17 protein-coding genes and 1 tRNA gene are annotated in these 15,430 nt (G+C 38.6%); 9 read left to right on the forward strand and 9 right to left on the reverse strand.

Annotation, left to right across the window (positions count from 1 at the left end; all coding sequences use genetic code 11):
• Positions 1-56: 56 nt before the first annotated feature.
• Both AC6EI2_RS06180 and rpsT read right to left on the reverse strand, forming a co-directional pair.
• Complete coding sequence (locus AC6EI2_RS06180) at positions 57-848, reverse strand: TatD family hydrolase (protein WP_498461490.1); 792 nt, start codon at positions 846-848, stop codon at positions 57-59.
• A gap of 49 nt (positions 849-897) precedes the next feature.
• On the reverse strand, positions 898-1,194 hold the full coding sequence (gene rpsT, locus AC6EI2_RS06185) for a 30S ribosomal protein S20 (RefSeq protein ID WP_498461491.1): 297 nt from the start codon (positions 1,192-1,194) through the stop codon (positions 898-900).
• 118 nt (positions 1,195-1,312) lie between these two features.
• Here rpsT and hisD point away from each other — a divergent pair, with 118 nt between their 5' ends.
• Positions 1,313-2,662, forward strand: a complete 1,350-nt coding sequence (gene hisD / locus AC6EI2_RS06190) for a histidinol dehydrogenase (RefSeq protein WP_498461492.1) — start codon at positions 1,313-1,315, stop codon at positions 2,660-2,662.
• On the opposite strand, the gene rpiA is transcribed toward hisD, so the two are convergent.
• Together rpiA and AC6EI2_RS06200 are read right to left on the reverse strand one after the other, a co-directional pair.
• Complete coding sequence (gene rpiA, locus AC6EI2_RS06195) at positions 2,649-3,359, reverse strand: ribose-5-phosphate isomerase RpiA (protein ID WP_498461493.1); 711 nt, start codon at positions 3,357-3,359, stop codon at positions 2,649-2,651. The two genes, hisD and rpiA, sit on opposite strands and share 14 nt — an antisense overlap.
• Before the next feature lie 34 nt (positions 3,360-3,393).
• Positions 3,394-4,512 carry a trypsin-like peptidase domain-containing protein gene (locus tag AC6EI2_RS06200; protein WP_498461494.1) on the reverse strand — a complete coding sequence of 373 codons (1,119 nt, stop codon included), beginning with the start codon at positions 4,510-4,512 and terminating at the stop codon, positions 3,394-3,396.
• Positions 4,513-4,637: 125 nt separating this feature from the next.
• Between AC6EI2_RS06200 and AC6EI2_RS06205 the strand changes: the two genes are divergently transcribed.
• Genes AC6EI2_RS06205 through infB form a run of 4 tightly spaced genes read left to right on the forward strand, consistent with a single transcriptional unit; the run spans position 4,638 to position 10,583 of the window.
• A complete protein-coding gene (locus AC6EI2_RS06205; RefSeq protein ID WP_498461495.1) occupies positions 4,638-5,189 on the forward strand; it encodes an LSm family protein in 552 nt (183 codons plus the stop codon).
• A gap of 55 nt (positions 5,190-5,244) precedes the next feature.
• The gene (nusA, locus tag AC6EI2_RS06210; protein WP_498461496.1) at positions 5,245-6,732 is read left to right on the forward strand and encodes a transcription termination factor NusA; all 1,488 of its coding nucleotides are present in this window, start codon (positions 5,245-5,247) and stop codon (positions 6,730-6,732) included.
• Positions 6,729-7,004, forward strand: coding sequence for a YlxR family protein (locus tag AC6EI2_RS06215; RefSeq protein ID WP_498461497.1), 276 nt, complete (start codon positions 6,729-6,731; stop codon positions 7,002-7,004). Before nusA ends, AC6EI2_RS06215 begins: the two co-directional genes overlap by 4 nt.
• Before the next feature lie 60 nt (positions 7,005-7,064).
• Positions 7,065-10,583, forward strand: coding sequence for a translation initiation factor IF-2 (gene infB / locus AC6EI2_RS06220; protein ID WP_498461498.1), 3,519 nt, complete (start codon positions 7,065-7,067; stop codon positions 10,581-10,583).
• A 56-nt stretch (positions 10,584-10,639) separates the two neighbouring features.
• Here the strand turns inward: infB and AC6EI2_RS06225 are convergent, their stop codons facing one another.
• Positions 10,640-10,906: a DUF3493 domain-containing protein gene (locus tag AC6EI2_RS06225; protein ID WP_498461499.1), complete on the reverse strand. Its 267-nt coding sequence runs from the start codon at positions 10,904-10,906 to the stop codon at positions 10,640-10,642.
• A gap of 33 nt (positions 10,907-10,939) precedes the next feature.
• Between AC6EI2_RS06225 and AC6EI2_RS06230 the strand changes: the two genes are divergently transcribed.
• Positions 10,940-11,011 (forward strand) — tRNA-Thr (locus tag AC6EI2_RS06230).
• A gap of 271 nt (positions 11,012-11,282) precedes the next feature.
• On the opposite strand, the gene AC6EI2_RS06235 is transcribed toward AC6EI2_RS06230, so the two are convergent.
• Complete coding sequence (locus tag AC6EI2_RS06235) at positions 11,283-11,777, reverse strand: hypothetical protein (protein ID WP_498461500.1); 495 nt, start codon at positions 11,775-11,777, stop codon at positions 11,283-11,285.
• 215 nt (positions 11,778-11,992) lie between these two features.
• Positions 11,993-12,262, reverse strand: coding sequence for a hypothetical protein (locus AC6EI2_RS06240; RefSeq protein WP_498461501.1), 270 nt, complete (start codon positions 12,260-12,262; stop codon positions 11,993-11,995).
• Positions 12,263-12,571: 309 nt separating this feature from the next.
• Here AC6EI2_RS06240 and AC6EI2_RS06245 point away from each other — a divergent pair, with 309 nt between their 5' ends.
• Together AC6EI2_RS06245 and AC6EI2_RS06250 are read left to right on the forward strand one after the other, a co-directional pair.
• On the forward strand, positions 12,572-12,781 hold the full coding sequence (locus AC6EI2_RS06245; RefSeq protein ID WP_498461502.1) for a DUF3721 domain-containing protein: 210 nt from the start codon (positions 12,572-12,574) through the stop codon (positions 12,779-12,781).
• A 60-nt stretch (positions 12,782-12,841) separates the two neighbouring features.
• Positions 12,842-13,282: a DUF3721 domain-containing protein gene (locus AC6EI2_RS06250; protein WP_498461503.1), complete on the forward strand. Its 441-nt coding sequence runs from the start codon at positions 12,842-12,844 to the stop codon at positions 13,280-13,282.
• 126 nt (positions 13,283-13,408) lie between these two features.
• On the opposite strand, the gene AC6EI2_RS06255 is transcribed toward AC6EI2_RS06250, so the two are convergent.
• Positions 13,409-14,026, reverse strand: coding sequence for a hypothetical protein (locus AC6EI2_RS06255; protein ID WP_498461504.1), 618 nt, complete (start codon positions 14,024-14,026; stop codon positions 13,409-13,411).
• Between the two features lie 163 nt (positions 14,027-14,189).
• Complete coding sequence (locus tag AC6EI2_RS06260) at positions 14,190-14,975, reverse strand: metal ABC transporter permease (RefSeq protein ID WP_498461505.1); 786 nt, start codon at positions 14,973-14,975, stop codon at positions 14,190-14,192.
• Between the two features lie 53 nt (positions 14,976-15,028).
• Here AC6EI2_RS06260 and AC6EI2_RS06265 point away from each other — a divergent pair, with 53 nt between their 5' ends.
• Positions 15,029-15,430, forward strand: coding sequence for a Fur family transcriptional regulator (locus AC6EI2_RS06265; RefSeq protein WP_498461506.1), 402 nt, complete (start codon positions 15,029-15,031; stop codon positions 15,428-15,430).

The following is a 15,430-nucleotide window of genomic DNA, read 5'->3' on the forward strand; positions in this document are numbered from 1 at the left end:
GACAATAAATAACTCTACACTCAAATCTGAGAATTAACTAGAGGGAATTATCATATTTAAGGCAACGCAAACAATTCCCTTGCATTTTGAGTGGTTTTTTCAGCAATTTCTGCGAAGCTTTCACCTCTGATTTCTGAGATTTTATCTACAACGTGCTTTACATACGAGGGTTCATTTCTTTTTCCTCTATGAGGAACGGGTGACAAGAAAGGACTATCGGTTTCTACTAGAAATCTACTTTCGGGAACTTTTTTGGCACATTCATGGATATCAATCGCATTTTTGAAAGTTACATTTCCACTGAAGCTTATGTAAAAGCCTAAATCAAGAAACCCTCTCATCTCTTTTGCATTGCCACTCCAGCAATGCATAACTCCTTTTGGACATTGACCATTTTCAGAAAGCTTAGAAAAAACTTCTAACATTTCTCTCGCTGCATCTCTGCAATGAACAATTACTGGCAAATTCAATTCAAAGGCCAAGTTTAATTGCGGCATTAAAATTGAAAGCTGCTCACTCAAGTTCTCTGCTTTAAAAAGATCAAGTCCTAATTCTCCAATAGCGACCACACGACTATCATCAAGAGCTGCTTTTTTTAAAATGCTTAAAGTTTTAGAGCCCCAATGATGCACATCCAATGGGTGCACTCCTACTGAATATCTGATCTCCTGAAATTGATCTGCTATTGATTTAATTGCAGGGATTTCAGAGGGTTCTACGCAGGCATGTAATAAAGCTTTAACACCCTGTAATCTCCATCTCTCTGCAACTTTTTCTCTATCTTCATTAAAATTAGAAAAAGCTATATGGCAGTGACTATCAATTATTGAACTTTTAGAATCGCTCAAGATAAAAAATAAACTCTTATATCAATATTAAATCTTAGATTATTGATTCTCAAACAACTTCTTTCAAAACTTTTTTTAGAGCAAAGCTTAGTCTGGATTTCTGATTAGCTCCTGTGTTTTTATGCAAAACACCTTTTTTAACTGCTTTATCAATTTTGCTAAAGGCTAGATTAAATGTTTTTTTAAGGTCTGCCTTAGATTCATCGCTAGGCTCTTTTTCAAATATTCCACAAGCAAGGAAGCACCTCTTCATTAAGGTACGAACTGTAGATTTGTAATTTTTGTTTTCAAGGCGGTTGCGTTCCGCAACTTGAATTCGCTTTTTAGCTGAGTTGGTATTTGCCACGGAGGCTTGGTGTTTTAGTCTTAATGTTATTCCACACTACCTCAAGACCATGAAGAAGATCTACATAAATCAAAATTAAGGCATAAGATAATCAAATTGAACCAATAGCCAAAAGTTCATGACGCAAATAATTAATAAAGAAGAGGTACAACAAACCCCTTCAAAAAAATTGACCATAAAAACGGCTATTAATATTGATCAGGCTCAGCTTGAGCTCAAGGCAATTACTGAGAGAACATCTGGATCCGCTCAAGAAAAAGCTATACAGGTAGTTGACGATATTCTTGAGAACGTTAGTAAAAGGGGTGACGAGGCTCTTAAAGAATACACTTCTCGCTTTGATGGATTTTTCGCAGAAAAATTTCAAGTTTCATCAGATTTAATACTTAAAGCTTGGGAAGAGACTCCAAGGGAATTACAAGATTCACTTTTATTGGCAAAAAAAAGAATTGAAAAATTTCATAGTCTTCAGATTCCAAAAAATATCACATACACAGGCCCCCATGGAGAGTCACTAGGACGAAGATGGAGCCCTGTTGAAAAAGCAGGAATATATGTGCCTGGTGGGAGAGCAGCCTATCCAAGCACGGTATTGATGAATGCCATTCCTGCATATGTTGCAGGAGTCAATCAAACCATAATGGTTTCTCCTGCCAACTCTAAAGGGGAGTTAAACCAAACCGTGCTTGCTGCAGCCCATATTACAGGTATCAACCAAGTATTTCGTGTTGGAGGCGCTCAAGCTATTGGCGCGCTTGCTATTGGAACTGAATCAATTCCAAAAGTAGATGTTATTAGTGGACCAGGAAATATTTATGTGACTTTGGCAAAGAAGAAAGTTTACGGAAAGGTAGGAATTGATTCTTTAGCTGGCCCAAGTGAGATTTTAATTATTGCCGATAAATCAGCAAAGTTGGAACACGTTGCATCAGACATGTTAGCTCAATCAGAACATGATCCTTTGGCTTCAGCGATACTAATAACTACTAATAAAAAATTAGCTGAAAAATTACCAGCAGAAATTGAACGTCAATTAATAAATCATCCAAGATTAAAAATATGCCAAGAATCAATTACAAAATGGGGGTTAATAGTCCTTTGCGATAATTTAGAAACTTGTGCAAAGTTAAGTGATACTTTTGCCCCAGAACACCTTGAATTGCTTGTAGAGGAGCCCAAGGAATTATCTAAAAGCATCAAAAATGCTGGGGCAATATTTATGGGGCCATGGAGCCCAGAGGCTATTGGAGATTATCTTGGAGGGCCTAATCACACTCTGCCAACTTCTGGGACAGCAAGATTTGCTGGCGCTCTTGGAGTTGAAACTTTTATGAAAAATACTTCACTTATAGATTTTTCAAAAGAAGCCTTTAACAAGAATAAAAATGCAGTTGTGCATTTAGCCAATAGTGAGGGATTACATAGTCACGCAGAATCAATAAAAATTAGAGATTCTAAATCCTCTTGAGTGATTCAACACCCACCAACTCATTTTCTAATTTTCCTACTAGTACTTCATCTGTCAGGTTTACAAAAAGTCCGTTTTCAAGGACACCAGGAATATTATTAATTTGATTCTCCAATAGTTCTGGTTCGTCAATACCATTCCTAAAAGTGAGATCAAGTATTAAGTTTCCCTGATCAGTAACTATTGGTCCAGCCTTTTTATGAGCCATCCTTAGACTCCCCTCTCCTCCAAGATTTATTAATGTTTTTTGTACTTGTTTCCAGGCAGATGGAAGAACCTCTACTGGTAATTTGAAATCAAGGTTCAATTTTTTGACTAGTTTTGTAGAATCAACAACAACAATGAATTTTCTAGCCAAAGTAGCCACAAGTTTTTCCTGCACATGACAAGCTCCTCCTCCTTTAATTAGTTGAAATTTGGGATCAACTTCATCTGCGCCATCAATTGCAAGATCAATTTCTGAGACTGAAGAAAGAGATTTAAGCGGTATTCCTAATTCAGAGGCAAGAACTTCTCCCTGAAAGGATGTAGTCACCCCTACGATATCTTTGATTTCTCTCGATTTTATTTTATGAGCAAGTGCTTCAATCATTAAAGCTGCTGTAGAGCCAGAGCCAAGACCAAGAATCATACCGTCTTGAATTTGATCTACTGCAGCTTGAGCAACTGCTAGCTTCATCTGATTTTGAAGATCCATTTAGTAATAGCTTTCGAAAGACAGTAGCAAATTTTCAGCTAATTCCTGGCAAAGCAGCAGGCTTAATAGAAAGGTTTATCTCTTTGTTGTTTCGAAGGACTTCCAATTCAAATGGTTTTCCTATTTGGGCATTCTCAACTTGCATGAGCAGGGATCTAGGATCATTAATTTCATTCCCTCCTGCAAGTATCACAAGATCACCTCTTCTTAAGCCTCCCTCCTCAGCTGGACTTTGAGGTATAACAGATTGAACAAGTGCACCAGATCTTTCAGGTAAAACAATTAATGTATTGGGATCTTGATTGTGCTCTTTTGCTATTCTTTCATTTAGTAAAACCAACTGAGCGCCTAGGTAAGGATGAATAACTTCACCATTAGCAAGTAATTGATTGGCAACTTTTGAAGCAAGATTGATAGGGATTGCAAATCCAAGCCCAGCCCCTGGACCTGACCTGACTAAAGTATTTATTCCAATAACTTCTCCATTTGAATTTATCAATGGTCCACCTGAATTTCCTGGATTTATTGCTGCGTCCGTTTGAATCAAATCTAATCTTTTGTCAGAGAATCCAAGAGTATTGATGTCTCTATGAAGACTACTTACTATCCCCAAAGTGACAGTACTTTCAAGGCCGTAAGGAGTTCCAAGGGCAATTGCCCAATCCCCAACTTGAATATCTTCTGAATCGCCCAATTTTGCAGTCTCTAAACCAGGAAATTCTTTAATTTTCACAAGAGCTAGATCAGTGACTTGATCGGTTCCAACGACTGTGCCATCCACTTGATTTCCGTTTTGAAGAGTAATTATCACACGATCAACTCTTTCCACTACATGAGCGTTTGTAAGAACCAATCCAGAATCATCAATTATGACTCCAGAACCTTGACCTCTTTCTTTTTTTGGGAAAGTACTCAAATCGCCTAAAAGATCTCTTAACAAAGGGTCCAATAAATCAGATTCAAATTCATCTGTTTCATATTCTCTTTCAATATCAATCCGGACTACTGATGGTGAAACCCTACTGGCCACATCAGCAACAAAACTATGTGATTCGCCTAATTGAAAATTTTCTAAAGCAAATACAGATAATGGTCCGAATAAAAAGCAAAAAATTATGGAGCAAAAGAAAAATAGATTTCTAAATCTCTTCATAATTTCTAACTTTCTGGAACTAAGCATAGCGAGTCACTACATTTAGAAACAATAAAATAGATCAATGCAAAATAAGAAGAATTTGATTTTAGAGGTAACCGAAACCTTTATCTAGTAATATTTAAATGCCTGACGGTACCTCTTTAAATAGAGGCGGGTCAAGACTTAAACCGCTCGGGCTTCCTGCCCGATCTCGACGCTGCCTTTTGTCTAATCAAACCGTTACAGAATTAAAAGTTCTTACAACAAAGTCAGCAACTAATTATGGCTTTGATGTAACCGATTTCAAGATGATCACTCATCAAAATCCCTTGTTGATTCAAATAAGTATCCGAAACAAAAATCCTGACAAGAAAGTCACTATTGATGACTGTTCAAACCTTAATCTATATATTGATGAAGCCATTCATGGTTCTGCAATCCTTAATCAACCTTTCACTCTGGAAATCAGTAGCGAGGGAGTTGGTGAAATCTTGACCAAGGAAAAAGATTTTCAGGTTTTCAAAGGGTTCCCAATTGAAGTTACTTATCAGGATTTAAAAAAAATTGAGCAACAAACAAATGGTTTGCTTCTAAAAAGGACAGATAATCATTTACAAATAAATCAAAAGGGGAAAACTCACAGAATCCCAGTCGAAGACGTTATCCAAGTCCGACTCACAACACCCTCTGGTTAAAATCTAGATATCAATTATCTAACCCAATCCTTCTCATCTTTATATCCCATCATCGATGGCTCTTGTTCTACTCCCAGGCCTAAACAACTTAATTGAAGACATTAGTGAGGAAAAAAAACTTCCCTCACAGGTTGTCGAAGCTGCTTTGAGAGAAGCACTTCTAAAAGGTTATGAGCGATATCGAAGAACTCTTTATTTGGGTATCAGCGAAGATCCTTTTGAGGAAGACTATTTTAGTAACTTTGATGTTGGCTTGGACCTAGATGATGAAGGTTATCGAGTTTTAGCAAGTAAAATAATAGTTGAAGATGTTGAGAGTGATGATCATCAAATAGCAATAGCTGAGGTTATGCAAGTTGCTGATGATGCCCAAGTTGGGGACACAGTTGTCCTAGATGTGACTCCAGAAAAAGAAGATTTTGGAAGGATGGCTGCAGCCACTACAAAACAAGTCTTAGCCCAAAAGTTAAGGGATCAGCAAAGAAGAATGATTCAAGAGGAATTTGCTGACCTAGAAGACCCAGTACTAACTGCAAGAGTCATTAGATTTGAGAGGCAGTCTGTAATCATGGCAGTTAGCTCTGGTTTAGGCAGGCCAGAAGTAGAAGCAGAGCTTCCAAGAAGAGATCAATTGCCAAATGATAATTATCGAGCAAACGCAACATTTAAAGTATTTCTAAAAGAAGTTAGCGAAATACCCAGAAGAGGGCCTCAACTTTTTGTGAGCAGATCCAATGCTGGCTTGGTCGTATATTTATTTGAGAACGAAGTTCCTGAAATTCAAGAGGGTTCAGTACGAATTGTTGCTGTTGCTCGCGAAGCAAATCCACCTTCGAGAGCAGTAGGTCCCAGAACAAAAGTAGCTGTTGACAGTATTGAAAGAGAGGTAGATCCTGTTGGAGCATGTATTGGTGCTAGAGGGTCTCGAATTCAACAAGTAGTTAATGAACTTCGTGGAGAAAAAATAGATGTAATTCGTTGGTCTTCGGACCCTGTTCAATACATCTGTAATTCATTAAGTCCTGCAAGAGTTGAAGTGGTAAGGCTAGTGGATCCAGAAGGGCAGCATGCCCATGTCCTTGTTCCTCCAGATCAACTTAGCCTCGCAATCGGAAGAGAAGGACAAAATGTAAGACTTGCTGCAAGGCTAACAGGATGGAAAATTGATATCAAAAATTCACAAGAATATGATCAAGCCACTGAAGATTCCGAGGTCGCAGAATTAATTTCTCAAAGAGAAGAAGAAGAATCTTTACAGAGAGAAGCTGAGCAGAGATTAGAGGCAGAGCAAGCAGCTAGAGCAGAAGAAGATGCACGATTAAGAGAGCTTTACCCTCTACCGGAAGACGAAGAAGACTTTCAAAATGACCAATTATCAGTTATTGATAGTAACGAAGCAGAAACAGAATCCTCTGAAACTAATTCAAGTATCGATTCAGATGGCTCAGAAACTGAGAATGATGAAAGTGATATGGAAAAAACAAACGAAGATGAGGTTACAAACGAAGATAAAATGATTTCAGAAGAGGAAGGAACCCGGTGAGTCAAAGCCCCATTCTGCGTAGGTGTGTAGCTTGCAAAAAAATTCTTGATCGCAAGTTTCTTTTAAAAGTTACCAGAGATTTTCAGAATGGAGTAGTTCTCTCAGACGGGATGGGAAGATCAGCCTATCTCTGTCGATCTGAGTCATGTTTTGAAGAGGCTTTGAAGCGTAAACGATTACAAAAAGCTTTGAGATGTGATATTCACTCAAGCGTTTTCAATATGCTCCAAAAACAACTTAATACCTGCATTGATTCAGATACTGAGGCATGATGTTCATTAAGAGAACTCAGTTAACTCAAAAACCAAATCTAAAGTTCAAGCACAACATTAATGACCAGCAGCGGCAAAATCAGAATTTATGAATTGTCCAAGGATTTAAGCCTTGACAATAAAGATGTGCTGGACGCAGCTCGTAAACTTTCCATAGCAGCTAAGAGCCATAGCAGTTCTATAAGCATTGTTGAAGCAAATCAAATCAAAGATTTTCTAAAAAAAGGCAACAGAAAAAAAATAATTATTGAACCTAGTCAAAAATTAGAAAAAGAAATTCTTTCCGTTAAAAAAAATCCTGTCAAAACTCAAAAGAATCAGAAGCCTGAACTTAAGCAAAATTCTCCTGAACCATCAGTTAGTTCAGAAACTAAGTTAAATGTACCTTTAAAGCCAAGTCCACCTTCTGTAAAAACTCAAGAATTGACTCAATCCGATAATTCAAAAAATTTAAAGAATAAATTTCCAGATCGACAACAGAAAATAACAGCACCTTCTAAACCAAACAAACCACTTCCTCCTAGGCCAAGACAAGAAATTAAACAAACTATTTCTAAGCCCTTAACTCAATCTGAAAGGGAAATTCCCCTTCATGAACTTAATAAAGAAAACAAAAACGTAAATCAATCAAAACAAATTTACAGACAGGAACCTAAGAGGCCCATAGCACCAAGCAGACCAAAGATAAATATTCAAGATAAAAAACAATTAGAACCTAACAAAGACAAGACAAAAGCTAGACTCAATCAAGGTGGTATTTCTCCTCAGAAAGTTGCCCCAGGAAATTTACAAAGAATCAAAAGCCAAAACAAACAGGCTTCGCCCTCGAGAAAGCCACATCCTCCAACTAAAGGAAATACTCTTGAACTTGTAGGAGCCCCCATACGAAGAGAAAAACCTATAAATAAACCTCAGACTAACGAGGCAAGGACTAAACCAATAATTCCATCAAGACCTGGAGCGCCAAAACCGCCAGTCTCTTCAAATCGTCAAGGATTATCAAATCGACCTGTTTCTAATAATAGAGCGGGTGGACGAGGACCAAGTCGTCCTGGTTCACAAAATAGGCAAAGTCCTAATCGAGGTGGAGTAGCAAATCGACCTATGCAAGGTCAAAATCGTCCGGGATCTAATAATCGATCTGTAGGACCAGTCCGTTCTGGATCTCCAAATCGAGGCGGTCTGCAAAATAGACCTGGAGTTCCTACCAGGGCAGCTGGTGTTTCAAACCGTTCTAGCAATCGTCCAGGAGTTCCATCTGGTATGAGAAAGCCAGTTGCACCAAGTGAGTTAATGCAACTGCAAAAGCCTCAAGCGAGGCCAAGTGCTCCTCAAAGGAAATCTGATTCTTCAACCAGTCCTAAACCCAAACGAGAGAACCAAACTGGAGCTAGGCCACCAGTTAATAGGCCAACCCCATCCGCTCCCAAGAAGCCCGCTCATAGGCCAGGTGGCACGGCAGCCCCTCCCAGAAGGACAGGCAGGCCTGATTGGGATGACAGCGCAAAGTTAGATGCCTTAAGAAATAAATCGCCTCAAAAACAGCGCCAGAAAGTCCACATTATTGGAGAGAATGATGATGCTCTAACTGCTGAGACAAGTGGATTTGCTGGAGAGCAACAAGCAGTCGTTCTTTCAGCAAGCTTGGCTCGACCATCGAAGCCGAAATCTAGTAAGAGAAATAATGGAAAGCCTTTAACTGCTCTTAAAAAACGTAAAAAAGAAACAACTCGTCAAAGGCAAAGAAGACGTGCAATGGAACTAAGAGCCGCTCGAGAGGCAAAGCTTGTAAGACCTGAAATGATTGTTGTCCCAGAAGACAATCTCACAGTTCAAGAACTTGCTGACATGCTGAGTGTTGAAAGTTCTGAAATCATTAAATCATTATTTTTTAAAGGGATTACTGCAACCGTCACTCAATCACTTGACCTCGCAACAATCGAAACAGTTGCCGAGGAATTCGGGGTACCGGTTCTTCAAGATGATGTTGAAGAGGCTGCGAAGAAAACAGTTGAAATGATTGAGGAAGGCGATTTAAAACATTTAATAAGAAGACCTCCCGTCGTTACTGTGATGGGTCACGTTGATCATGGAAAAACATCTTTGCTAGACGCCATAAGAAAAGCGAGAGTTGCAGCTGGAGAAGCTGGGGGGATAACTCAACACATTGGTGCTTATCAAATCGAAACTCAACATGATGGATCTACGAAGAAACTAACCTTCCTTGACACACCTGGACATGAAGCTTTCACTGCAATGAGAGCCAGAGGAACCAGGGTTACAGATGTAGCGATTTTAGTTGTTGCTGCTGATGACGGAGTTAGGCCTCAAACCCTTGAAGCGATTAGCCATGCAAGAGCAGCAAAAGTGCCAATTGTCGTAGCAATTAACAAAATTGATAAAGAAGGATCTTCTCCCGACCGTGTAAAACAAGAGCTTTCAGAGCAAGATTTATTGTCAGAAGAATGGGGAGGAGACGTAGTAATGGTTCCCGTCAGTGCCATCAAAGGCGAAAACATAGACAAACTTTTAGAGATGGTTTTGCTCGTAACTGAGGTAGAAGATTTACAAGCAAACCCAGACAGATTGGCAAAAGGTACTGTGATTGAAGCCCATTTAGACAAAGCGAAAGGGCCTGTTGCAACATTACTAGTTCAAAACGGCACACTTAAATCAGGAGATGTGGTCGCTGCTGGTCCAGTGCTTGGAAAAGTTAGAGCAATGGTAGATGAAAATGGATCCAGGATTAAAAAAGCAGGGCCATCTTGTCCAGTCGAAGCTCTTGGATTCAGTGAAGTACCAACAGCGGGTGATGAGTTCGAGGTTTACCCAGATGAGAAGGCCGCAAGAGCAGTGGTTGGAGAACGCGCCACAGACGCTAGGGCCGCAAGACTCGCGCAGCAAATGGCTTCCAGACGAGTTTCACTTTCGTCGATGTCTGGACAAGCAAGTGAGGGGGAACTTAAAGAATTAAATATCATCCTCAAAGCTGACGTTCAAGGAAGTTTAGAAGCAATACTTGGTTCTCTAGAACAGCTTCCTAAAGATGAAGTCCAAGTGAGAGTATTGCTTTCAGCTCCAGGCGAAATTACTGAGACTGATGTTGACTTAGCAGCGGCATCGGGCGCAGTTATAGTTGGATTCAACACTTCAATGGCATCGGGCGCCAAGCGCGCGGCTGATGCAAATGGTGTTGACGTAAGAGATTACGAGGTTATTTATAAACTTCTAGAGGATATTCAACTAGCAATGGAAGGTCTTTTAGAGCCAGAAATGATAGAAGAAGCTTTGGGTGTAGCTGAGGTTAGAGCAATATTCTCAATTGGCAAAAGTGCTGTTGCTGGCTGCTACGTAACCAATGGAAAAATACAACGAAATTGCCGGGCCAGAGTCAAAAGAGGCAAGCAAATCGTTTTTGAAGGCGATCTAGATTCACTAAAAAGAAATAAAGATGACGTAAAAGACGTTTCAACAGGGTTCGAATGCGGGATAGGTTGTGATCGCTTTGCAAACTGGGAAGAAGGAGATCAAATAGAAGCCTTCAAGCTTGTTACTCAAAGAAGAAAATTGACCAATTAACTTCGCTTATTAGTTGGACCCAAAATCTAAAAAAATATAATTAAAAAAGCAGATCACTAATTTACGTCTTCTTTACTCCTATCTTTAAACAACAAAAATCCGAGAATTACTAATGCTGAAATTTGAATTGCAAGATCATTAAGAGAAACAGTATCGCCCGCAATCACATTGGTAAGCATGATAAATAAGCCTAAGGCCGCTGATCCAAAAAGTGCTATCCAAACAGCTCTTCTCAATCCCCGATAAGGATTTTTAGTCTCTTTCAATAATCGAGCTCTTAAATTAGGATCAAGATTGGATTCAGGCTTATTAGAGTTGCTCAAAAATAAAATTAAAGATGGTAGCTTTATTCTAATGCCGGTGTAGCTCAGGGGTAGAGCAACTGATTCGTAACCAGTAGGTCGGTGGTTCAATTCCACTCATCGGCATCAACAATCAAAAGTAATTAGAGTAAAAAATACGCCTGATTCAGATAGATAGCCAAGCAGTAATTAAGAAAGGCAAAGACTAGAACTTAAAAGTAGTTTTCACCAAAGCCCCATTAACTTCCCCTTTACCATCTTTCTCAATAACAAAGACAGCTGGAGTAACGATCACGTTATCGTTCACTCTGAAATCATAAAAAGCTTCCCAAGCAAAAGGATCGTCATAACCACTTTCATCTCTATGAGTTTCGGCTGTTCCAACACCAAAGCCAAGCTATTTACCCTCAACAAACGCATCATTCCATAAGAATCCAACGGACCATGTATTGCCATCCTCTACCTTATTCATTGCAGTATCAGTAGCATCCTCATTATCAGGATGTTTCCATACCATTCCTGCACTCAAGCTATAGTCATTTCCGAATTTATAGCTACCACTAACTCCAAAGGATGAGTAGTCGTTAATGTCTGGAGAATTATCAGTGTTCCCATTATCGGCCTGTGTGTATGCAGCTGCAAAAGTAAATTTTTCATCAACCCATGCAATCTGAGTTGTTATGTGGTCTTTACCTTCATCAGCTAAAAAGCCGATAGAAGAATTTGATGCGTCTTCCGAAACGAAAAGTGCAGAAGCAACTAATTTGTCATGGGAGCAAGTAATTCCCGCGCCCGCCCCCATCTTTTTGGAATAAGTATCATTCGCACCTGCCTGATTTAATACAAATAAAACTCCATCACTTGGGTAAGTACTAGGCCATACTCCGAGCAAATCATCTTGGCGAAGCTTGGGGCCAAAAGTTACTTGAATATCGTCGCCAATAGGGAATTGGTAATAAGCCTTGTGAAGCTCTATCGAATCACTAATTCTAAAAGCAGTATCTATTCTTACCTAACCCATCATTCCGAAGGGCTCCAACATGCCAAAATTACCTACGCGAACAGCAGTCTTAAGCATGTCTTGGCCAGTAAAACTGGTCATAAACATCAGCTTTGTATCGTAATGAAAAACTGTCCCATCCTTCTCCTCAGAAGTAGACATTCCACCCATTCCAGAATCATTTCGCCATCTACTCCACCCAAAACAAAAGTCGTTTTTCCCATAAACATATTTGAAGGGTATGAATCCCCCATATTCATGTCACCACCATGGTGATCATGATGACCCTTATGATCGCCACCGCCAGCTTCGACACATGCTGGAGCCAAAAGACCCAACGAAGCGGGAAACAGGAGCAATCGAGAGAAAAGCTTCATAGATATCAAAAACTAGCTATACTAGTAAAACTATATGCAGAAAATATAACCTCAGGAAACGTTAGGAGCCCTTAAAAGTGTCCTTTTTACTACAGGTGAAAGATTCTTTCGCTACAAATATTTAGGGCGTTTGGTTTTCTCGGCAGGAAATTAAAAATTTTGTTGTCAAAGCCAAAGTGTTGAAAGAGAAAGATCTATATTTGTTGATTATTTCAATTGATCTTTATCTCAGGGGCTTTCAATGTTTTTAATGACAACTCTCCGTATTTCAGTAGGCTTAAGCTAGACGAACTAGGCAAAGCTAGAAAGATGAACAATCTCAGAAGTATTTTCGCTACGATCGTTATTTCGATATCTTTTTCTTTGATGGGATGCTCTGGCAATTCCCAAACAAACCGAACTCCTGCACTTTTTGAAACGAAAGCAGAAGCCGAAAAAGCAGCAAAAGATTTCAATTGCACCGGAGCTCATAAAATGGGAGAGAAATGGATGCCTTGCAAAAGTCATGCAGATTATTAGGAGAAAGGCAATCATAAATCTCATACTGGAGATCACCATCATCACTGATATTTCTAGATAATGAAAAAGTCAAATAATGATCAGAAAAATTCCGAAGGTCCTTCCCATTGCGGAAGTAAGCCAAAAAAAATTGCATTTGGGATTGCACCACTCGGATTTATATCCATTGGAATTGTTCCGATGGGAATTATTACGATTGGGATTGTTCCCATGGGTGTCGTTTCTATAGGCGTAGTAGCCATGGGAGTTGTGAATGCCTCAATAGTAGGAATGGGTATATTTTCTGCAGGAATAACAACTATGGGACTAAAGGTATGGAGTCCAGAGAATAATGCTATTCAGGAGTCAATCAATCGTTCATATTCTCCTTCTTCAAAAAATATAGATGCTTACCCAACTAAATCTCAGGCAGAAATCGAAGCAAAAAAACTCGGATGTATTGGTGTTCATAAAATGGGTAAATTATGGATGCCTTGTGCAACCCATATCAATCCTGACTAATGTTTAGATTATTAAATCTAGAATTTTATTATTAAATTAGAAATACTTCTAAAACAAACGGAACCTCATTAAACTGTTCATGATAACTTAGGTTTTAATGGCATTCAAAAAGTAATCAAGTTTTACCTAAGAATAGATATCTTCTACAAGAGTTTGCCCCTTTTCGCAAATTTGTTGCTGCGAGGGAAAATCCTTAACGGAACAGCAACACTGACCTCTAGATGAATTATTTATCCAATTTATTATACCTGTTCTAATTGGTTGAGGGCATATCTCTCCCTCTTTAAGATGATTAATTTCATCGCTTGTTAAAGGGTCGCCATGTTCAAAAAAAAGAGATTCCTTAAGTCTAAATGAAAACGTCTCATCCCATTGATCAAAACAGTTGATGTGATTGATAAAATCATTCCATGCTTCTTTTATTGTTTTATATCCTTTCCTTTTTGACTCTTTTTTAAAAACAGCCTTGACAAATTCATTAAAATTTTTCAATTCTATAGATGTAAAAGATCGAGTTTTTTGAGTTTGAGGATTTATTAATTGAATATTTTTTTCTATTGCTTGAAGCCTTTTCTCAATCATTTGAAATCGAGAATCTATCGATTCAACAGGAAGATTCTCAATTTGATTAACAAAACATTCAGAAACATAACCAACTAATGATTTGCCAGAGAGCCTGGCACTCTCTTTAATCTTCTCTAAGAGTTTTGGGTCAATACTTACATTGAGTTGAGTTCTCTTCATGAGTTAATCAATTAGAGGGTGGAGTGTATTAATCCAAGTAAATTTATAATATTGAATTCAAAACGAAATCGTTAGTATTTTCAAATTTCTTGATCTAAACCAATCGTTTTTCAACTTTCTCAAGTGAGAGTACTTCTCTAACTAAAAATATTTAAACATAAATCTATCTATTCCTTGGCAGCACAATCAATGAAATCACACAAAGAACACTAATTAGAGGGCCAGGAGGCAAGTTTAGGATCATAGCGAGCGAAAAACCTATTAGTGATAAAACTAACCCAAATATTGAAGAACGAACCATCGCAATCCACAGCGATCTAGCCTTCTGTAACCCCAACAAAGTTGGGGTTGAAAGTAAAGCAATAACAAGAATGATTCCCACTGCTGACATCGAGCTGACAATGACAAGTGCAGTTGTAAAGCCAAGAGCTAAATTCAAAAAAGATACATTCACTCCACTTGCAGCAGCACCTTCAGGATCTAAACCAATATGAACAAGTTTGTCGTAACCAAAAATCAATAAGGAAATAAATGCCGAAAAAGCAATCAAAGTTCTAAACAAATCGCTAAAATTTGCAGTTAGTAAATCTCCAAATAAAACAGCCTCCAAATCAATCCTGATCCCAAGTAGAGGTATAAGAAGAACACCAAGTCCCATCGAGCCAGCAAGAATTGTATTCATCACAGCTTCATAATTTTGATTTTTTTTATTTGTCAAACTTTCTGCTGCAATAGCTCCTACCAAACCACTAATGACTCCACCAATAGAAGGATCCATACCAAGCGCCATAGCCAAGGCAAGTCCAGGCAGAACACAGTGTGAAATTAAATTTACTTGAAGCAGCCTTTTATGCGTAATCAATACAGTTCCCATAGCAGGACAAAGCACTCCTGAAAAGGAAGTGATCAAAAGAGGAATTATCCACCAATTCGTATTGATAAAAGACATTAAGCAAATGATTAAGTATGGTCAGTATTAGAGATCAAATTAAGATCTTGATAATGAGTACCAGCAAACCTGAAATCACCAAGCGACAAGAACAAATTCTCAATGAACTTAAGAAATGTACCGATGAACTGAGCGGGCAAGAACTGCATAGAAAACTGCATAACGGTGAAAAGGCGATGGGTCTAACCACTGTCTATAGAAACCTGCAAGTACTAGTTAAGCAAGGTTTGATCAGATCGAGACATCTTCCTAACGGTGAGGTTCTTTATGCTCCAGTCGAAAGAGATATTCATCATTTAACTTGTGTAAGTTGTGGAGAAACTACTCGATTACAGGGATGTCCCGTCAAAACAGTAGATATATCGAAAAAAGTGTCTAATAAATTTGAACTGTTGTTTCATACCCTTGAATACTTTGGAATCTGCCAGAATTGTTCTAAAGAATTGAATGCTTGA

The organism is Prochlorococcus sp. MIT2302, assembly GCF_059772385.1.